Source organism: Bradyrhizobium dasycarpum (genome assembly GCF_042019905.1).
GTDB classification, from domain to species: Bacteria; Pseudomonadota; Alphaproteobacteria; order Rhizobiales; family Xanthobacteraceae; genus Bradyrhizobium; species Bradyrhizobium japonicum_B.
In genome coordinates, this window is record NZ_CP169574.1 from 1,101,497 (window position 1) to 1,121,104 (window position 19,608).

A 19,608-nucleotide genomic window follows, 5' to 3' on the forward strand; every position below is an offset into this window, starting at 1 on the left:
GGTTGATGTTGGTTCATGGCCGCGCGCAGGAAGGCAAGTCGTCGAAAATCATCGAAGACGAGTGGATGACGGCGCTGCGCCGCGGATTTGGGGGAATCGGCGGCAGCCTGCCGGCTGACCTCAAGATCGACGCGCCGTTCTACGGCGACGAACTGATCAAGCAATTGCAGCGTTACGACCTGCCTCCCGCCGATGGCATCGCAACGCGCGGCGCGGTGGCCGACGATTATGCGGCATTTCTGGAGGATGTTGCCATCCAGCTCAGCCATGACGACAAGGTGACGCATCGCGAAATCGAAGGCGAGTTGGGAGCGGTGCCCGGGACGCGTGGTCCGGAAAACTGGGAGTGGGTTCAGGCGGTCATTCGCGCCATCGACCGCCGGACGCCAGGCGTCTCGGATTACAGCATCGGCAAGCTGCTGCGTGACGTATTCGTCTATGTCAATGATTCAGGACGCGGCGCGAGATCAACAGGATCGTAGCTGCCGCGCTGACGACTGAGCCCACCGTTATCGTCGCGCATTCGCTCGGCACGGTTGTGGCCTACGAGGTGTTGCGCGAGCATGTCGGCAATTCGGTGCCGCGCCTCATCACGGTTGGGTCGCCGCTCGGCATCCGGGCCATACGCAACAAGCTTGCGACACCGCTGACGGTGCCGGTCGGGGTCCGGGATTGGTACAATGCATTCGATGACCGCGACGTCGTGGCGCTTTACCCCCTCAACGCCGGGAATTTCAACGTCAAGCCACCAGTCAAGAACTACCCGTTCGTGAACAACCATACCGACAATCGGCATGGCATCGCCGGGTATCTCGATGATGGCGACGTTGCGTCTCAGATCGACGCGGCGCTGCGCGGTTGAGTATGGCCAACGATGCGGGGCGCGCCCTTCAAAACACCCTGAAGATCGCCAGCGCCAGCACGGCCTGGGCGAGGAAGCCGACAGTGAAGGCGAGGGTGCGGAACACCGGGATGCCGAGCGCGTAGACAATCAGATGTGCGACGCGGGACCAGAAATAGATGGCGCAGGCGAGCACCGTCCATTTGGTGGAATAGTCGATCGCGTTGAGGATCAGCACCAGCGGCGCGAAGACCACGAGGTTCTCGACCGCGTTGTCATGCGCGAACATCAGCCGGTTCGCCCAGTCCGATTGCGGCTTGTCGTTGCGAGAAGGGTTGGCCATCGCGCCGCTGAGGCCGCGGACCTGACATCGGTTGATCGTGTAGGAATCCAGAGGATCCCGGTCAGAATCACCGTCAGTGTCAGCCAGAACAATTCGCGCGTCATAGTCCGGTCCCCTCTGTCGTCGCTGTGGTGAGCGCGAGTCTATACGAAAGCGCGAGAGATTTCGCCATACGCAAGGAAAGCTTCGTTTCTTGTTTGTGCATGATCTAACCGGAAAATCGCTCCGCACTTTCCGGATCATGCACTATGCGCGCACCCTGACATAGCTGCCGGGCGCGTCCTCGATCGGCGGGAATGCGTCGCTCCCCGGTAGGCGCGCCGGAACCTGCTCCGGATCGAGCTCGCCCAGCCATTGCCGCCAGTCCGGCCACCACGAGCCCTTGTGCTCGACCGCGCCCTTCAGCCACTCGGCGACGCTGACGTCCTTGATGTTGTCGTTGGTCCAGTACTGATACTTGTTGGAGGCCGGCGGATTGACCACGCCTGCGATATGGCCCGAGCCCGACAGCACATATTTCACCGGACCGCCGAAGAATTGCGAGCCGTACAGCACCGATTCCGCCGGCGCGATGTGGTCCTCGCGGGTGGCGAGATTGTAGATGGGTACCTTGACCTTGGAGAGATCGAGCAGCGTGTTGTCGAGCACCATCGTGCCGGTGGAGAGCCGGTTCTCCAGATAACAATTGCGCAAATAATAGGAATGGTTCGACGCCGTCATGCGGGTCGCGTCGGAATTCCAGTGCAAGAGGTCGAATGCGCTGGGCTGCTGGCCCTTGAGATAGTTGCTGACCACGTAGGACCAGATCAGATCGTTGGAGCGCAGCATGTTGAAGGCCATCGCCATCTTCGAGCCTTCAAGCACGCCGGCTGCCTTCATGTCCTGCTCGAGCGAGGAGATCTGCTCCTCGTCGACGAACACCAGAAGGTCGCCGGCATGGGTGAAGTCGACCTGCGCCGCGAAGAACGTTGCCGACGACACCCGCTGGCGGCGCTTCTCGGCGAGCCAGGCCAGCGTGGTCGCCAGCATGGTGCCGCCGACGCAATAGCCGGCGGTGTGCACCTTCATCTCGCCGGTGACCTTCTCGATCACGTCCATCGCCGTGAGCGGGCCTTCCTTCATGTAGTCTTCCCAGCTCTTGTTGCCGAGCCGCTTGTCGGGATTGACCCATGAGATCACGAACACGGTGATGCCCTGGTCGACGCACCATTTGATGTAGGATTTCTCCGGCTTCAGATCGAGGATGTAGAACTTGTTGATCCAGGGCGGCACGATCAGGAGCGGGGTGCGCAGCACCGTCTCCGTGGTCGGCGAATACTGGATCAGCTGCATCATCTCGTTCTGATAGATCACCTTGCCCGGCGTCGTCGCCATGTTGACGCCGACGACGAGGTTGTCCGGGTTGGACTGGCGGATCTTCAGCATGCCCTTGCCGGCCGCGATGTCCTCGGCCAGCATCGAAAGGCCGCGCGCAAGGTTCTCGCCGCTGCTCGCCAGGGTCTCGCGCAGCACTTCCGGATTGGTCAGCACGAAGTTGGACGGCGACAGCGCGTTGGTGACCTGCTGGACGTAGAACTCGGCCTTGCGGCGGGTATGCGGATCGAGCCCTTCGGCGTCGCGCACCAGCTCCTGCGCCCATTTGGTCGTGAGCAGATAGAGCTGCATGACGAAATCGAAGAACTGGTTCGACTTCCATTCCGGATCGGCAAAGCGCTTGTCCCGCGGCGAGGGCGCGATCGCAGGGGGAGCGTCCTGGCCGGCCATGCGGCGCACCGCCGAGCCCCAGAGGTCGAGATAATCCTTGGCGAGCTTGGTCTGCAGATCGGACGAGCGGGACGTATCCGACAACCAATATTCGGCAACCGAGGTGAAGGTCTTGACGACCTCGGCAAGCTCGGCCGGCGGGCGATCCTGCACCTCGCCGCTCTCGCGCGGCTTGAGGTAGGCCGCAAGTGCCTTGCCGCCGCTCTCCATCGCCCGCGCGACATTCATCGCGAAGGCTTCCGCATCGAACTTCGTCTCGGGTTCAGGCGTATCGGTCGTGGCCATACTCATGGGCAGAACAGTAACGACTCATTCCGTATTCGTCACCGCGAAGCTCGCATGTTTGACGTTAAACCCGCTCGAAGATGTGCTGCACTGCGACAAAGCTTCTTGGTTTTGTCACAATCGCGGTGCAACCCTCCGGTCGTGGGCCTTTGATGTTTTCTCGCTCGTTCCATTTGTGGGCAGCAATGGTTTGAGCTTGGGCAGGTTGTCGGGTTAGTGTGCGGCAGCTTGCGTTGGGACGAGCAGGGGATTTCCCAAGTGTTGGCGTTGAGGGTCCTACAGAGGTCGCTGCTGATCGGTGGCGCGCTGCTGAGCGTGGCATTTGCGCTGGGCGGCTGTTCGAGTCAGTTCGCGGATATGACGCCGATGGACGCGCAGGCGCCTTCGAGGGAGCCCGGGAGCTATCTGCCGGTGCACGACCTGCCTCCGGATCGCGATCAGGCGATCATCCCGCCGGAGCAGCGCGCCAAGATCGAGGCTGAGCTCGCCGCCGCGCGCGATCGCCAGGCCGTTGCCGGCAAGGATGCGAAGTGAGGCGCTGCAAGGGAATCGCTGGCGCCCCCGCCTTGCCGTGCTAAAAGAGCCCGGTTCAGCCGAAAGTCAGGGCGAAGGCCTTCAGTCTTCGTTGTCGATGATTGCTCTAAGTATTTGATTTTGAGCGATTTTCGCAGCGGGACCGAGCCGCTTTCCGTAAAGCCGTCCTGTCTTTCGATTCTGTCCTGACCGGTTGCCCGGGAGCCCAGAGAGCCATGGAAGAATTTTACCGCATCCGCCGCCTTCCGCCTTACGTGTTCGAGCAGGTCAACCGGGCCAAGGCGGCCGCGCGGAATGCCGGCGCCGACATCATCGACCTCGGCATGGGCAACCCGGATCTGCCGGCCCCGGCGCATGTGCTGGAGAAGCTGAAGGAGACGCTGGGCAAGCCGCGCACCGACCGCTACTCGGCGTCCCGGGGCATCCCCGGACTGCGCCGGGCCCAGGCCGGCTACTACGCCCGCCGCTTCGGCGTGAAGCTCAACCCTGACACCCAGATCGTGGCGACGCTCGGCTCGAAGGAGGGCTTTGCCAACGTGGCGCAGGCGATCACCGCGCCCGGCGACGTCATCCTCTGTCCGAACCCGAGCTATCCGATTCACGCCTTCGGCTTCTTGATGGCGGGCGGCGTGATCCGCTCGGTGCCCTCCGAGCCGACGCCGCAATTCTTCGAGGCGGCCGAACGGGCGATCATCCATTCGATCCCGAAGCCGCTCGCGCTCGTGGTCTGCTATCCCTCGAACCCGACCGCCTATGTCGCGAGCCTCGATTTCTACAAGGACCTCGTCGCCTTCGCCAAGAAGCACGAGATCCTGATCCTGTCCGATCTCGCCTATGCCGAGGTCTATTTCGACGAGAGCAACCCGCCGCCCTCGGTGCTCCAGGTGCCCGGCGCGATGGACTGCACGGTCGAGTTCACCTCGATGTCGAAGACCTATTCGATGGCCGGCTGGCGCATGGGCTTTGCGGTCGGCAATGAGCGCGTGATCGCAGCGCTCGCCCGCGTCAAATCTTACCTCGATTACGGCGCGTTCACGCCGGTCCAGGTGGCCGCGACCGCGGCGCTGAACGGCCCGGATGATTGCATCAAGGAGATGCGCGACACCTATCGCAAGCGCCGCGATGCACTGGTTGAATCGTTCGGCCGGGCGGGGTGGGAGATCCGCCGCCGGAGGCCTCGATGTTCGCCTGGGTGCCGCTGCCGGAGGCCTTCCGCAGCGTCGGCAGCATGCAGTTCGCCACCCTGATGGTGGAGAAATCGGGCGTTGCGGTCTCGCCCGGCGTCGGCTTCGGCGAGCATGGTGAAGGATATGTCCGCATCGCCATGGTGGAAAACGAGCAACGGATCAGGCAGGCCGCGCGCGGCGTGCGACGCTTCCTTGAAAGCGGCATCGAAACGTTGCACAACGTCGTTCCGCTCGCCAATCGGCGTTGAGTTCTCTTCGGCAGGTTTTCTAAGACATCATGGTTGCACCCCTGAAAGTGGGCATAGCGGGGCTCGGCACCGTGGGCGCCGAAGTGGTCCGTTTGATCGAAACGCAGGCGCGCGTGCTGGCGGCCCGCAGCGGCCGCGGCATCCGCGTCGTCGCCGTCACCGCGCGCTCGAAGGCGAAGAAGCGCGGCATCGATCTGCGCGGCGTCGAATGGGTGAGGGATCCGATGGCGCTGGCCACCCATCCCGGCATCGATTGCTTCGTCGAGCTGATGGGCGGCGCCGGCGATCCCGCGCTGGCGGCGGTGGAGGCCGCACTCAACGCCGGCAAGTCGGTCGTGACCGCCAACAAGGCGCTGCTGGCCAAGCACGGAATCAAGCTCGCCAAGGCGGCTGAAAAGCACGGCGGAGCGCTGAATTTCGAGGCAGCCGTCGGCGCCGCGATCCCCGTCATCAAGACGTTGCGCGAGGGGCTTGCCGGCACCGGCATCAACCGCGTCTACGGCATCCTGAACGGCACCTGCAATTACATCCTGACCCGGATGGAGCAGGAGGGGCTGTCCTTCGCCGAATGCCTCAAGGACGCGCAGCGGCTCGGATATGCCGAGGCCAACCCGTCTTTTGACGTCGACGGCCACGATACCGCGCAAAAACTCGCGATCCTCGCCAGCCTCGCCTTCGGCACGAAAGTTGCTCAAAGCGCGGTGTATGTCGAAGGTATCTCATCCATCGCGCCGGAAGATCTGCGCGCGGCGTCCGATCTCGGCTACCGCGTCAAGCTGCTCGGCGTTGCGGTGCGCACCGCCACGGGCATCGAGCAGCGCGTGCATCCGACCATGGTGCCGAAATCCTCCTCGATCGCGCAGGTGATGGGGGTCACCAATGCGGTCACGATCGACGGCGAGGGCATTCCGCCGATCACGCTGGTCGGCCCCGGCGCCGGCGGCGCCGCCACCGCCTCAGCGGTGGTCGCCGACATCGCCGACGTCGCACGCGGCATCCGCGCTAATCCGTTCGGCCGCCCCATCGCGCAATTGCGCGACACCAAGAAGGCGCCGATGGAGCGCCACGAGGGCGGCTATTACATCCGCCTTCTGGCGCGGGATTTCCCCGGCACCGCGGCTGCGATCGCGACGCGGCTTGCCGAGCAGAAGATTTCGATCGAGTCGATCGTGCAGCGTCATCCCAATGGCGGCGCTGCGCCGGCGGACGGCAAGGCGGTCCCCGTGCCCGTCATCCTGATCACCTACGCCACGCACGAGGATGCCGTGCGCCGTGCCCTCGCGGCCGTGCAGAAGGACAAGGTGATCAGCGGACGGCCGCAGGTGATCCGGATCGAGAAGAACTGAGGCGGTTCGTTCGAACGAATCGTGGGCGTTGCGAATTGATGCGGGCAGAGAATATCTGTCCCAAACCGGTTTGAAGGAGTTAGCCGATGTCGACCCATATTTCAGTCCCGCCGCAAGCGTTGCTCGAGCGCATCCTGACGCTGGAGATCGTGCGGGTGACGGAGCGGGCGGCAGTGTCGTCGGCGCGCCTGCGCGGCCACGGCAACGAGAAGGCGGCCGACCAGGCCGCGGTCGACGCGATGCGGCGCGAGCTCAACAAGCTGCCGATCCAGGGCACCATCGTGATCGGCGAGGGCGAGCGCGACGAGGCGCCGATGCTCTATATCGGCGAGCAGGTCGGCCTCAAGACGGGTCCGGAGGTCGACATCGCGGTCGATCCGCTCGAAGGCACCACGCTGTGCGCCAAGAACATGCCGGGCTCGATCGCCACCATGGCGATGGCCGACGGCGGCACGCTGCTGCACGCTCCCGACGTCTACATGCAGAAGCTCGCGATCGGTCCCGGCTACGACAAGGGCGTCGTCGAGCTCGATGCGAGCCCGGCCGACAACGTCCGCCGCCTCGCCAAGGCCAAGGGCGTCAAGCCGGAGGGCATCACCGTTCTGGTGCTCGACCGTCCGCGCCACGCCAGCATCATCGAGAGCGTGCGCTCCACCGGCGCCGCCGTGCGCTTGATCACCGACGGCGACGTCGCCGGCGTCATTCACTGCGCCGATCCTGACAACACCGGCGTCGACATGTATCTCGGAACGGGCGGCGCGCCGGAAGGCGTGCTCGCCGCGGTGGCGCTGCGTTGCATCGGCGGCCAGATGCAGTGCCGCCTGATCCTCGATTCCGACGAGAAGCGCGAGCGTGCCGCCAAGATGGGCGTCAACGATCCCAAGATGATCTACGGCATCGAGGACATGGCGCGCGGCGACTGCCTGTTCGCCGCCACCGGCGTCACCACCGGCTCGCTGCTGTCAGGCGTCAAGTTCCGCAAGGACGGCGTGATCGAGACCGAGACGGTGGTGATGCGCTCCGTCACCGGCACCGTGCGCTACATCAAGGCCGAGCATCGCGAGCTCGCCAAGTTCCATCTGGACTAAGCCCGCTTCATTCCGGGGCGACGGGACCGCGCAAGGCGCGGCCCGGAGAACCCGGAATCTCGCGCCACAAATTCTGGATTCCGGGCTCGATGCTGCGCATCGCCCCGGAATGACAATGATAAGAACAAGAGGGAAGCGCCATGTCCGATCTCTCCGCCGTCAAAGCCCTGGTCTTCGACGTGTTCGGCACCGTCGTGGACTGGCGCACCAGCCTGATCGCCGACTTCATGTGGTGGAGCAGGCAGCGCGGCATCAGCGCCGACTGGACCGCCCTGGTCGACGGCTGGCGCGGCATGTACATGGCCTCCATGGACGACGTGCGCCAGCATCCCGAGCGCGGCTACGTCATGCTCGATGATCTGCACCGCCGCTCGCTGGAGAAGCTGGTCGCGCAGTTCGCGATCAAAGGCCTCACCGAAGCCGATCTCGACTACCTCACCAAGGGCTGGCACCGCCTCCATCCCTGGCCGGACAGCGTCGCCGGCCTGACGCGGCTGAAATCGAAGTTCGTGATCGCGCCGCTCTCGAACGGCAACGTCGCGCTGCTCACCAACATGGCGAAGTTCGCAGGCCTGCCGTGGGACCTCATCATGTCGGCCGAGCTGTTCGAGCATTACAAGCCCGATCCCGAGACCTATCTCGGCGCAGCAAAGCTGCTTTGCCTCAAGCCGGAAGAAGTGATGATGGTCGCCGCCCACAACGGCGATCTCGCGGCCGCGCAAAAGAACGGGCTGAAGACGGCGTTCGTGGCACGGCCGACGGAGTACGGTCCGCTGCAGAAGGTCGACTTCGAGGCGACCGGCAATTGGGACATCGTCGCCAGGGACTTTGGCGGCATCGCCGACAGGCTGGGGTGCTAGCTGCCGTGCTCGATCGAAGTGCGCGGCAACAGCGGTCCGGGCAGCGCGAGCGCCGCCCGGAGGTGATCTGCGCTACAGCGTCATCTTCATCGGTTCGGGATAATAGTGGAATCCGTCGCCGGCCTTGGCGACATGACCGTAGCCCGGCCAGGCGAAGTGATAGGACATCACTGGCGTCTTGTTCGCCGCGAGCATCGTCAGCAGCTTGACCCGCGTGTCGGCCGCCTGCTTCGGATCGGTGTCGTAGGAGAACTCCATCCGCGGCCGCTCCAGGAGCAGCACGGAATGGTGCGAGAGGTCGCCGAGGAAAGCAAAGGACTTGCCGGCCGACGACACCATGAAGATGGTGTGGCCGACAGTGTGACCGGGCGCCGCGATGGCCTGCACGCCGGGCAGGAATTCCTGGCCGTCCTTGAAGAACACGATGCGGTCGCGCACCGGCAGCAGGTTCTTGCGGGCATGCACGACGAAATCCTTGGCCGGGCTGCCGAGCTTGGCCTCGTCGGTCCAGAAATCGAAATCGGTCTGCGAGATGTAGACCTGTGCGTTCGGAAACAGCGGCTTGCCGCCTTCATCGACGATGCCGCCGATATGGTCGATATGGGCATGCGAACAGACCACGGCGTCGATGTCGCCCGGCTTGATGCCGGCCTCCATCATGCTCTTCTGCTGCCGGCCGGTGCTGGCGCCGAACATCTTCGATGAGCCCATGCCGGTATCGAACAGGATCAGTTTGTCGCCGGTGTTCACGATCGGCGAATTCTGTTCGAGCACGACGTTGTCCGGCGACAGGAAATTGTCCGCCAGCATCTTCTTGACCTCTTCCTTGGGAACGCCGGTGAAGGTCCCGGAGGGATCGCCGAGGGGCAGCGGTCCGTCGGACACGACGGTCACCTCGGCGTCGCCGAGAACGAACCGGTGCCAGTACGGCGTCTGGGTGCCGAGCTTGGGAGCTCGCGCCAACGCGCTGCTACCGAGCATCGCGCTGGCACCAAGGCCTGCCCCAAGGCTGGCTCCAAGTGCAAGTAGGGATCGACGTGAGACATCGATTGTCATGCGTTTCCTCCGCTTTTATCTCTTGCTTTGCGCGATTGTTCGCGCGTTGCGACCGCCCCCAGCGGCCACGCGGCCAGAGGTCGGCAGGGGCCATGCTGCGCCGCTTACGACAAGCTAGCAAGTAGAATTGGCTTTGCGGATGCATCCGACCGCGGAATTGCGCGTCACGCAATTCTCAGCGCGAGATCGTTGCCTTCTGTCTCGGCAAAGCCGGCCTGCAGCACCTCTTCGCGCTTGTGGCGCAGATGCGCGCGCAGAATATGCGAGAGGCCGGCCGCGTCGCGCCGCTGCAGCGCGTTCAGGATCGCCTCGTGCTCCTTCACCGCGAGGGCCCAGCGCTGCGGTGTCATCGGCGTGACGTAACGCGCGCGGCGGATGCGTGCCGTCACCGATGTGTAAAGCCCCGCGAGCACGGGATTTCCGGCCGCGGTCACGATGGCTTCGTGAATGGCGCGGTTGCCGCGGTAGTACTGGATCAGGTCGCCGTCGCGATAATGCTGCACCATGGCTGCATGCGCGGCGGCAATTGCGTCGATCTCTGCGTCCGTGATGCGCTCGCAGGCGAGCTCGCCGGCGAGGGCCTCCAGGCCCTGGCAGACCTCGAACAGGTCGCGCATGTCCTTGTCGGTCAGTTTTGCCGCGCGCGAGCCGCGATGCGGCAAGAGCTGCACGAGCCCCTCGGCAGCGAGCACCTTGAGCGCCTCGCGCAGCGGCGTGCGCGAGATGCCGAGCCGCTCGCACAGCTCGCGCTCGGGAATCCGGGCGCCCGGCGGAATCTCGCCGTCGAGCAGGATCGCACGGATACGGCTGACGACATCCTCGTGAAGCATGGGACCGGCGCTCCAATTTGAATGCAAAACTGGCGTACTTACCCGAAATCTTGAAGTTCCAGCTTGCTAATCGCGAATTTTGCATTCAAAAATACAAAAAACAAGAGGACACGAGGAAATGGACCTGGCGGCGGCGACGGACGACCTCGTTTTTGAATGCAACGACGGCATCGGGCGGATCACCTTCAACCGGCCGCAGGCGCGCAACGCCTTCACCTTCGCGATGTACGAACGGCTCGCCGCGGTCTGCGAGCAGGCCAACCGCGACCAGACCATCAAGGTGCTGGTGCTGCGCGGAGCCGGTGACAAGGCCTTCGCTTCGGGCACCGACATCAACCAGTTCCGCGAGTTCAAGACGCCGCAGGACGCGATCGACTACGAGAACCGTATCGACCGGATTCTGACCACGCTCGAGCAGTGCCGGGTGCCGACCATTGCGGCGATCAACGGGTTCTGCACCGGGGGCGGGGCGGGCATTGCCGCGGCCTGCGACCTGCGCATCGGCACGGCAAGCGCGAAGATCGGCTTCCCGATCGCCCGCACGCTCGGCAATTGCCTGTCGATGTCCAACGTCAGCCGTCTCACCGCGCTGATTGGCGCTGCGCGCGTCAAGGACCTGATCTTCACCGCGCGCCTGGTCGATGCCGCGGAAGCCGCCAGCGTCGGGCTGCTCGGCGAGGTCGTCGAGGATCTTGCCGCGCTGGATCGCCGTGCCGGCGAGGTCGCCCGGCTGCTCGCGAGCCACGCGCCGCTGACGCTGAACGCGACCAAGCAGGCGGTCGCCCGCCTGCAACGGCGGCTGTCGCGGGACGAGGGCGAGGACCTCATCCTGATGTGCTACACGAGCCAGGATTTTCGCGAAGGGCTCGATGCTTTCCTCAACAAGCGCGCGCCGCAATGGCGCGGCCAATAGGACGCCCCGATGCAAAGCTCGCAATCCACCTCGCGCCGTTCGGGACCGCTCGCCGGCCTCAAGGTCGTCGATCTCACCCATGTCATGGCGGGGCCGACCTGCACCCTGATGCTCGCCGACATGGGCGCCGACGTCATCAAGATCGAGAAATCGCCGAACGGCGACGATACCCGTCATTCGGTGCCGCCGAAGATCGGGGATGAGGCGGCCTCCTTCCTGATGATGAACCGCAACAAGCGCGGCATCGTACTGGACCTCAAGACCGAGGGCGGCAAGCAGGTGCTGCGCCGGCTGATCGCGGATGCCGACGTGCTGGTGGAGAACTTTGCGCCCGGCGCGATGGAACGTCTCGGCTTCGGTTACGAGGAGCTGCACGAGCAATATCCATCGCTGATCTATTGCTCGCTGTCTGGCTTTGGCCGCACCGGTCCCTACAAGCACCGCCGTGGTTTCGATCTCGTCGCGCAGGCCATGAGCGGCATCATGAGCTTTACCGGCGAGCGCCCCGACGGTCCGCCGGTGAAGTGCGGCCCGCCGCTGTCCGACATCACCGCCGGCCTGCTCGCGAGCATGGGCATCCTGGCGGCCTACACGCACCGTCTCAAGACCGGCGAGGGGCAGTGGGTCGAAACCTCGCTATACGAGGCCGCGCTGGTGCAGACCTATTGGCAGTCGACCATCGCGCTCGCCGCAGGCACCGCGCCGCGCGCGATGGGCTCGGCCCATCCGCTCAACGCGCCGTATCAGGCGTTCGAAGCCTCGGACGGCTGGCTCGTGGTCGGCGGTGCCAACAAGAAGCACTGGCTGTTGATGCTGGAGGCGCTCGGCGCGAGTGAGCTCGCCGCCGATCCGCGCTTCGTCAACGGCGCCGACCGCATGGCCAATCTCAAGGAGCTCGAAGCGGTCTTGAGCGAGCGCTTCCGCACCCGATCGCGGGCGCACTGGCTCGCCGCGCTGGACGAGAAGGGCGTGCCGTGCGGCCCCGTGCACGACATGCTGGAGGCGCTCAGCGATCCGCAGACGCTGGCGCGCGAGATGGTCGTCGAGGTCGAGCATTCCACGCTCGGTCCCGTGAAGACGATCGGGCTTCCCGTGAAGTTTTCGGAGACCCCAGGCAAAGTGCTGTCAGGCGCACCGGTCTACGGTGAGCACACGAGAGAGGTGCTGGCCGAGCACGGGTTCGACCAGATGCAGATCGAAGCGCTCGCCAAAGAAGGCGCCATCGTCCTGGGCTCAAGACGCGAGGAACGCGTCGCCTGACCGGACGTCGATACGACAAGACCAAAGATAAAAAATACCAGCTGGAGGAAATCATGGGTCGGACGTCAACATTTCTGCTCTCCGCGGCCGCGACTGTGCTCGCCGGCACCATGCCGGCGCTCGGTGCCTGGCAACCGCAAAAGCCGATCGAGTTCGTGGCGACTGCCGGGCCGGGCGGCGGCACCGACAATCTCGCCCGCGCGGTGCAGAACATCATCACCAAGCACAAGCTGACGGAGCAGCCGATCGTCGTCGTCAACAAGGGCGGCGGCAGCGGCGCCGAAGGCTACGTCTACGGCAAGGCGTCGGCCGGCGATCCCTACAAGGTGATCTTCGGCACGTCGAACGCCTGGCAGCAGCCGCTCGTCTCCAAGGTCGCCTTCAACTACACCGATCTCACCCCGATCGCGGCGATGGCGCAGGACGAGTTCCTGCTCTGGGTCAAGCAGGATTCGCCTTACAAGAATGCGGGCGATTATCTGAAGGCGGCGGCAACTGGCGAATTCAAGATGGGCGGCGCGCAGTCCAAGGACACCGACGAGGTCCTGACGCGCATGATCGAGAAGGTTGGCAAGGTCAAGCTGACCTACATCCCCTTCAAGAGCGGCGCCGAGACCGCCGTGCAGCTTGCCGGCGGTCATCTCGATTCCACGTCAACAATCCCAGCGAGAGCCTCGGGCAATGGCGCGGCGGCACGCAGCGTCCGCTCTGCGTGTTCAGCCCGAAGCGATTGCCGCAGGGTCCGAAAGTCACCGCGACCGAAGGCTGGAGCGACGTTCCGACCTGCGTCGAGCAGGGCCTCGACATCAAGCAATATGAGCAGCCGCGCACGGTGTGGCTGCCCGGCAAGGTCACGCCGGACCAGGCCGCGTTCTATGTCGACCTCATGAAGAAGGTACAGGCAACGCCGGAATGGAAGGACTACATCGAGAAGACGTCTCAGGTCGACACCTTCCTCACCGGTGCCGAGCTCGACAAGTTCATCAAGGCGGACCTCGAGCACGTCAAGCAGGTCGCCGGCGAGCAGGGCTGGCTGGTGAAGTGAGGCCGAGGATGGCCTTCGATCGCACTGCCGACTGCAGTCCTGGTCCTCATCCTGAGGGCCCGCCGGAGGCGGGCGTCTCGAAGGATGGCCGCGGATGCGACGTCGCTCGGAGCCGTCCTTCGAGACGCGCGCCAAGGCGCGCTCCTCAGGATGAGGACTGTTTCGCTGGAGCTGCCCATGATCTCCCGCCGCGCGCTTGAACTTTTGACCGCCGTGCTCACCGGCAGCTTCGGCGTGGCCGTCGTCGTCTCCAGCCTCGACAACGGTATCGGCTGGTCGAGCGCCGGGGTAGACGCCGGCACATTCCCGTTCCTGACCGGGATCATCGTCGTGCTCGGCAGCCTCTACAATCTGGTACGCGGCGCGCTGCCGGCTGCCAGGCTCGCAAACGTTCCCATCGCGATCACGTCGATCGAGCTGCGCCGGCTCGCCGGCCTGTTTGTGCCGGCTGCGATCTTCGTCGCCGCGATCCCGCTCGCCGGGATGTACGTCGCCTCCGCCCTCTATGTCTTCACCGTGCTGGCGATCCCCCGGCACCAATCCGTGCCGCGCGCGCTCGCCATGGCAGGCGCCACGGCGCTCGCGCTCTATCTCGTGTTCGAGCGCATGTTCCAGGTGAGCCTGCCGCACGGCGCGCTCGCTTCCGCGCTCGGGTTCTGAGGGAGCGGCGGGATGGACAATCTCCAGGAGCTCCTGCACGGTTTCACCATCGCGGTGACGGTGCCGCACCTGGTCCTGATGGTCGTCGGCGTGCTGCTCGGCATTCTCGTCGGCGTGCTGCCGGGGCTGGGCGCGCCGAACGGCGTGTCGCTGCTGTTGCCGCTGACCTTCGGCATGCAGCCGGTGTCGGCGATCATCCTGCTCTCCAGCATGTATTGGGGCGCGCTGTTCGGCGGCTCCGTGACCTCGATCCTGTTCAATATTCCGGGCGAGCCGTCGTCGGTCGCGACCACTTTCGACGGCTATCCCATGGCACGGGACGGCCGGCCGACCACGGCGCTGGCGACCGCCTTCGGTTCGGCGGCGTTCGGCGCCCTGGTCGGCGTCGTCCTGATCACGTTCCTGGCGTCCTGGGTGGCGCAGGTCGCGCTCGCCTTTGGTCCGGCCGAATATTTTGCGGTCTATTTCCTGGCCTTTGCCAGCTTCGTCGGCATGGGCGGTGCGGCGCCGATCAAGACGGTCGTGGCGCTCGCGATCGGCTTTGCTATCGCCGCGATCGGAATCGACACCGTCTCCGGCAGCGTACGCCTCAACATGGGCATCGACGAGCTCGTCAAGGGCGTCAGCTTCGTCGTCGCGGTGATGGGCCTGTTTGGCATCGGCGAACTGCTGGTCGCGGTCGAGGAGGAGTTTCATGCCCGCGCGGTCTCGTCCAAGATCGACTGGCGCGAAGTGTTTCGTGCCGTCGGCCGTCTGCCGCGGCATGGCGTGGCGCTGCTGCGCAGCGCTGCGATCGGCTGCTGGATGGGAATTACGCCGGGCGGCCCGACCGCGGCCTCGTTCATGAGCTATGGCATCGCGCGCCGGTTCTCGCGCCGCGGCCGGTATTTCGGCACGGGCGAGGTCGAAGGTATCGTCTCGCCGGAGACCGCCGATCATGCCGCCGGCACCAGCGCGCTGCTGCCGATGCTCGCGCTCGGCATTCCCGGCTCGGCGACCGCGGCCGTCATGATGGGCGGACTGATGATCTGGGGCCTCAATCCAGGGCCGATGCTGTTCGTCGATCAGAAGGACTTTGTCTGGGGCCTGATCGCCTCGATGTATGTCGGCAACATCGTCGCGGTCGTGCTGGTGCTGCTTACCGTTCCGGTCTTCGCCGCCTTGATGCGGATCCCCTTCGTGGTGATCGCGCCGCTGATCGTGATCATCTGCGTCGTCGGTGCCTATTCCGTCTCGAACTCCTATCTCGACGTCGTCATGATGCTCGGCTTCGGCGTCGTCGGCTATCTCTTCAAGAAGCTGTTCTACCCGCTGGCGCCTCTCGTGCTCGCCATCGTCATCGGCGACAAGGCCGAGGACGCGTTCCGGCAGTCGATGCTGATGTCCAAGGGATCGCTCGGCATCTTCTTTGCCAACAAGCTGGTGACATGCCTGATCGTGGCCGGCATCGCGCTTCTGCTGCTGCCGCTCGTGCTGCAGCTCGCGCGCCTCCGGCGCAAACCCGCATCCCCCGCCGCCGGCGCGACAGGCCAGGAGAAAGCGATCATATGACCGCAAAGCCGCTGATTGCGCTCGCCATGGGAGACCCCGCCGGCATCAGCCCCGAGCTGACGGCCAAGCTGGTGGCGCAGGATGACATCCGCGCGCGCTGCCGGCTCGTCGTCATCGGCGATCGCCGCATCTTCGACGAGGGCGCGCGCGTTGCCGGCGTCAAGCCGGCGCTGACGACGGTGGAGCAGGGCGCCGACTTTCGCGCGGCCGCGGGCGAGGCGCTGTTCGTCGACCTCGGCCATCTCGACCCCAAAGAAGTCGAGCCGAAGACCGCGGCTCTCGCCGGCGGGAAATTCGCGCTGATCAATTACCGGCACGCGCTCGAGCTTGGCCGCGACGGCGGCGTCGACGCGGTCTGCTTCACGCCCTTCAACAAGCAGGCGATGCGGCTTGCGCGCGCCGAGTACGACGACGAGATCGCGTTCTCGGCCGAAGTGGTCGGCCTCAACACGCCGGCAAGCGAATTCAACGTGCTGGACCGGCTCTGGAACGCGCGGGTCACCTCCCATATCCCGCTGCGGGACGTCGCGGCAAAGCTGTCCGGCGAGCGCATCCATCGTGCGCTCGCGCTGACCGATGCCTGCATGCGCAAGGCCGGCTTCGCACGGCCGCGCATCGCGGTCGCCGGTCTCAATCCGCATGCCGGCGACGGCGGCAATTTCGGCCGCGAGGAGATCGACGTGATCGGGCCCGTGGTCGCAGCCGGCCGGGCCGAGGGCATTGCGGCGGAGGGACCGTTTCCCGCCGATACCGTGTTCCTGCGCGCCAAGGCCGGCGCGTTCGATGCGGTGCTGACGATGTATCACGACCAGGGCCAGATCGCGATGAAGCTGATGGGCTTCGATCGCGGCGTGACCTTGCTCGGCGGCTTCCCGTTCCCGATCTGCACGCCCGCGCACGGCACCGCTTACGACATCGCAGGGCAGGGCATTGCCTCGATCGGCGCCAGCCGCGCCGCATTGCTGCTCGCGGCGGAGATGGCGGCGCGTCACGGTGCCAGCTCGAGCTGACCGAAAATCAGGTGAACGAGCGAGGCAGTTCGTCTGCAAGCGGTCTTGCGATCATCGTTCCGGCAGTGAACGCTCTCACCGTTCCTGAGCCAGCCGCGAACCACCGATGCGGTGATATTCCGAAATGAAACGATCGTTCGGAAGATCGCCGTCCTCGTTACGCGAATATTCCCTCTTCAGGCCGTTGAGAAAGAACATTTCGTGCGCGCGCGCATGCTTGGCCTCGATAGGGCCGCGCGATTCCAGGTCGAACAGCCCGTGGACGTGCCCCGCCACGGATTCCGAGATGTTGATCCGGCCCGCTATTCCAAACGCTTCCATGAACCACGCGGTGTTGACCGCATCACCCCAGATGTCGAAGGTCATCCGGCGGTTGCCGACGACACCTGAGATGACCGGGCCGGTATGTATGCCGATGCGCAACTGTAGGGCATGTTCGCCGGTCGCTTCGCATTGGGCTCTGAGATGATCAAGCCGGGCTCGCATCTCCAATGCGGCAAGGCAGACATCGATCGAGTGTCGTCGGTCGGGCGAGAGCACCCCGGCAACCGCCATATAGGCATCGCCTATGGTCTTGACCTTCTCCAGGCCGTGTCGGGCACCGATTTCGTCCAGAGCCGAAAAATATTCATCGAGGAGATTAATCAGCCTCGCCGGCTCGGCCCGTTCGGCGAGCAGGGTAAAGCCCTGGATATCCGCGAACAGAATGGTGGCCGACCGGGTGTATTTCGGCTGGACCCTGCCGTGGCGTGTCAGCTCGGTGGCGATCGGCGCCGGCAGGACGTTGCGCAGCAGATTCTCGGCGCGCTCTCGCTCGGTGGCGGCCTCCATGCGTGCCTCCTCCAGCTGCTCGATGGTCTGGCGGGACTCGATCAATTTGCGGCGCAGTTCGAGCTGGGCCAGCACCTGATGTGACAGCATTCGGAGAGCCTCCGTCTGCTCGAAGGAAAGCTGCCGTGGCTCGAAGTCCATCACACATAGCGTGCCGAGCGCATAACCTTCATCGGTGATGAGTGGCATGCCGCAATAGAATCGGCAGGATGGCTTCAGCGCGACCATCGGGCTGTTTTCGAAACGCGGATCTTGTTTCAGGTCGGGAACGACGAGCAGCTCGGTGCCCCAGATCGTCGTTGTGCAGACTGCATTCTCGCGCGGAGCGTCGGTGACGTCAGCCGGTAGACCATATCGCGCCTTGAGCCAGCGCCGCTCGTCGTCGATGAAGCTGATGTAGGAGACCGGGCAGCCGCAGAGTTGCGCCGCGAGCTCGGCGATCTCGTCATAAGCGGCTTCAGGCGCGCTATCGAGGATGTCGAGCGCGCGTAGGGCGGCCAATCTCTCAGTCTCATTTGCGGGTGTCGGTGACGGCATGCTGGTCTCCGTCGCGGAGGACCTTGGATGGCCCGCCGGTTCGAAGCCAGCGATCGACCACCCCGTTCATTTGGGACGTGCCCGGACATGCGACAAGTGGCGTTCCGCAGCAGAGCTGCGCCGGTTCCATCATCGCGCAGCTCTAGTACGCTCGGCGCGCCGTGGAGGAGGGCGGGTCATCTGGGCCGGACATCGCACCGCAGATTCTGATCCGAGGTGGGAACTGGCTTTTCGAAAGAGTCTCTTCCGTTTGAAGATCTTGGCCGGGCCGTCATTGATCTGATTGCGGATCGCACCTTCAGGACCGTGGCATAGATGAGGACGGAGGGCGCGTGGATGTGGGCGGGTGAGGAACCTCCGCGCCCATCCTCGACCAGCACGCCCTGGTTTGGGTGTCAGAGACGTGCGAGCCACGTTGCAAGCGGCGTTGGCCCCAGTCGCGCCGTGCCGAGCGGATTCAGCGACGTGTCGTCAATGAGGCTGCCGTAATACGGCGTCTTCGGGTTTCCGACCACCGGTCTGGTGTCGCCGGATGCCTTCAGGCGGCGTGCGATGAATTCATTGAAGGGAGCCTTTTCGGGACCCGCGATGTCGATCGTGCCGTTGAGCGGCTTGCCCGTTGCGACCTCAGCGAGGTGAGCGACGACGTCGTCGGCAGCGATCGGTTGAAACAAGGCCGATGGAACGACGATCCTGCCGTCGCTCGCACCCATTTCGGCGATGGCGCCGAGGAATTCGAAGAACTGGGTGGCGCGCACGATCGAGTAGGGGACTGAGGCAGCCTTGATGATGGTCTCCTGCGCGAGCTTGGCACGGAAATAGGCGTTGTCGGGCGACCGTTCGGTTCCGACAATCGACAGGGCCACGTGATGCTTCACGGCCGCCGCAGCCTCTGCCGCGACGAGATTCTTGCTTGAACGCTCGAAGAATTCGAGCACGGCGGCGGGCTCCCAGGACGGCGCGTTGGCGACATCGACGACAACATCCGCGCCCGCCAATGCCGCAGCGAGGCCCTCGCCGGTCACCGCATTCACGCCCGATTTTGGTGAGGCGGCGACGGCGTCGTGGCCTTGCTGTCTGAGCTTCGCCACGAGCTTGGATCCGATTAACCCGGTTCCGCCGATCACGACAATCTTCATGAAGGTCTCCTCGGCATGGGGCAAATGTGAGCTTGGTGAAGGGCCTGAAGCGACGCCTGGTCCGCCCCTCAACGCGAGCGCGGAATCTACCCGAGCAATGCGGCGGGCTTTTGCCTGGAATCGGCTTGGCTCGTCGGAAAATGCTCAACCGCGCATATGGGGGGATGTGAGCTGGTCGGTCGGGGATCATTCCCCTCTTGCAGGGGCGTGCGGGCATGGTCATGGCCGCGCCAGGAAGGCCGGCGTTTTGCCCGACGTGTCAAAAGAGCTTTGGCGAGGC

The 19,608-nt window shown here is 64.7% G+C and carries 16 protein-coding genes and 3 pseudogenes; 13 read left to right on the forward strand and 6 right to left on the reverse strand.

The window, feature by feature from the left end; translation table 11 throughout:
* The first annotated feature begins 8 nt into the window (after window positions 1-8).
* Window positions 9-482, forward strand: coding sequence for a hypothetical protein (locus tag ACETMP_RS05610; RefSeq protein WP_375160188.1), 474 nt, complete (start codon window positions 9-11; stop codon window positions 480-482).
* A 56-nt stretch (window positions 483-538) separates the two neighbouring features.
* A complete protein-coding gene (locus ACETMP_RS05615) occupies window positions 539-862 on the forward strand; it encodes a hypothetical protein (protein ID WP_375160189.1) in 324 nt (107 codons plus the stop codon).
* Between the two features lie 28 nt (window positions 863-890).
* Here the strand turns inward: ACETMP_RS05615 and ACETMP_RS05620 are convergent.
* Together ACETMP_RS05620 and ACETMP_RS05625 are read right to left on the reverse strand one after the other, a co-directional pair.
* Window positions 891-1,288 (reverse strand): annotated as a pseudogene (locus ACETMP_RS05620) (MAPEG family protein).
* Window positions 1,289-1,430: 142 nt separating this feature from the next.
* Complete coding sequence (locus tag ACETMP_RS05625; RefSeq protein ID WP_375160190.1) at window positions 1,431-3,239, reverse strand: PHA/PHB synthase family protein; 1,809 nt, start codon at window positions 3,237-3,239, stop codon at window positions 1,431-1,433.
* Between the two features lie 252 nt (window positions 3,240-3,491).
* On the opposite strand from ACETMP_RS05625, the gene ACETMP_RS05630 reads away from it, so the two are divergent.
* The 5 genes and pseudogenes from ACETMP_RS05630 to ACETMP_RS05650 all read left to right on the forward strand — a co-directional run bounded on the left by ACETMP_RS05630 (window position 3,492) and on the right by ACETMP_RS05650 (window position 8,496).
* Complete coding sequence (locus ACETMP_RS05630; protein WP_375160191.1) at window positions 3,492-3,767, forward strand: hypothetical protein; 276 nt, start codon at window positions 3,492-3,494, stop codon at window positions 3,765-3,767.
* Window positions 3,768-3,982: 215 nt separating this feature from the next.
* A pseudogene (locus ACETMP_RS05635) lies at window positions 3,983-5,202 on the forward strand (LL-diaminopimelate aminotransferase).
* Window positions 5,203-5,231: 29 nt separating this feature from the next.
* Window positions 5,232-6,548: a homoserine dehydrogenase gene (locus ACETMP_RS05640; RefSeq protein WP_375160192.1), complete on the forward strand. Its 1,317-nt coding sequence runs from the start codon at window positions 5,232-5,234 to the stop codon at window positions 6,546-6,548.
* 86 nt (window positions 6,549-6,634) lie between these two features.
* Window positions 6,635-7,636: a class II fructose-bisphosphatase gene (glpX, locus tag ACETMP_RS05645; protein ID WP_375160193.1), complete on the forward strand. Its 1,002-nt coding sequence runs from the start codon at window positions 6,635-6,637 to the stop codon at window positions 7,634-7,636.
* A gap of 140 nt (window positions 7,637-7,776) precedes the next feature.
* Complete coding sequence (locus ACETMP_RS05650) at window positions 7,777-8,496, forward strand: haloacid dehalogenase type II (protein ID WP_375160194.1); 720 nt, start codon at window positions 7,777-7,779, stop codon at window positions 8,494-8,496.
* A gap of 72 nt (window positions 8,497-8,568) precedes the next feature.
* On the opposite strand, the gene ACETMP_RS05655 is transcribed toward ACETMP_RS05650, so the two are convergent.
* Window positions 8,569-9,552: an MBL fold metallo-hydrolase gene (locus tag ACETMP_RS05655; RefSeq protein WP_375160195.1), complete on the reverse strand. Its 984-nt coding sequence runs from the start codon at window positions 9,550-9,552 to the stop codon at window positions 8,569-8,571.
* Window positions 9,553-9,716: 164 nt separating this feature from the next.
* The gene (locus ACETMP_RS05660) at window positions 9,717-10,382 is read right to left on the reverse strand and encodes a GntR family transcriptional regulator (RefSeq protein WP_375160196.1); all 666 of its coding nucleotides are present in this window, start codon (window positions 10,380-10,382) and stop codon (window positions 9,717-9,719) included.
* A 118-nt stretch (window positions 10,383-10,500) separates the two neighbouring features.
* Between ACETMP_RS05660 and ACETMP_RS05665 the strand changes: the two genes are divergently transcribed.
* From ACETMP_RS05665 to ACETMP_RS05690, 6 genes and pseudogenes are all read left to right on the forward strand, one after another.
* Window positions 10,501-11,295, forward strand: coding sequence for an enoyl-CoA hydratase/isomerase family protein (locus ACETMP_RS05665; RefSeq protein WP_375160197.1), 795 nt, complete (start codon window positions 10,501-10,503; stop codon window positions 11,293-11,295).
* A 9-nt stretch (window positions 11,296-11,304) separates the two neighbouring features.
* On the forward strand, window positions 11,305-12,555 hold the full coding sequence (locus tag ACETMP_RS05670; RefSeq protein ID WP_375160198.1) for a CaiB/BaiF CoA transferase family protein: 1,251 nt from the start codon (window positions 11,305-11,307) through the stop codon (window positions 12,553-12,555).
* A gap of 53 nt (window positions 12,556-12,608) precedes the next feature.
* A pseudogene (locus ACETMP_RS05675) lies at window positions 12,609-13,600 on the forward strand (Bug family tripartite tricarboxylate transporter substrate binding protein).
* Between the two features lie 177 nt (window positions 13,601-13,777).
* Window positions 13,778-14,260, forward strand: coding sequence for a tripartite tricarboxylate transporter TctB family protein (locus ACETMP_RS05680; RefSeq protein ID WP_375160199.1), 483 nt, complete (start codon window positions 13,778-13,780; stop codon window positions 14,258-14,260).
* Between the two features lie 12 nt (window positions 14,261-14,272).
* Window positions 14,273-15,811 carry a tripartite tricarboxylate transporter permease gene (locus tag ACETMP_RS05685; RefSeq protein ID WP_375160200.1) on the forward strand — a complete coding sequence of 513 codons (1,539 nt, stop codon included), beginning with the start codon at window positions 14,273-14,275 and terminating at the stop codon, window positions 15,809-15,811.
* Window positions 15,808-16,821 (forward strand): 4-hydroxythreonine-4-phosphate dehydrogenase PdxA, encoded by a 1,014-nt coding sequence (locus ACETMP_RS05690; protein ID WP_375160201.1) that lies wholly within the window; start codon window positions 15,808-15,810, stop codon window positions 16,819-16,821. The genes ACETMP_RS05685 and ACETMP_RS05690 overlap by 4 nt, the downstream gene beginning before the upstream one ends.
* A 75-nt stretch (window positions 16,822-16,896) precedes the next feature.
* On the opposite strand, the gene ACETMP_RS05695 is transcribed toward ACETMP_RS05690, so the two are convergent.
* Both ACETMP_RS05695 and ACETMP_RS05700 read right to left on the reverse strand, forming a co-directional pair.
* Window positions 16,897-18,189: an adenylate/guanylate cyclase domain-containing protein gene (locus ACETMP_RS05695; RefSeq protein WP_375160202.1), complete on the reverse strand. Its 1,293-nt coding sequence runs from the start codon at window positions 18,187-18,189 to the stop codon at window positions 16,897-16,899.
* Window positions 18,190-18,584: 395 nt separating this feature from the next.
* A complete protein-coding gene (locus ACETMP_RS05700; protein WP_375160203.1) occupies window positions 18,585-19,328 on the reverse strand; it encodes an SDR family oxidoreductase in 744 nt (247 codons plus the stop codon).
* Window positions 19,329-19,608: the final 280 nt, after the last annotated feature.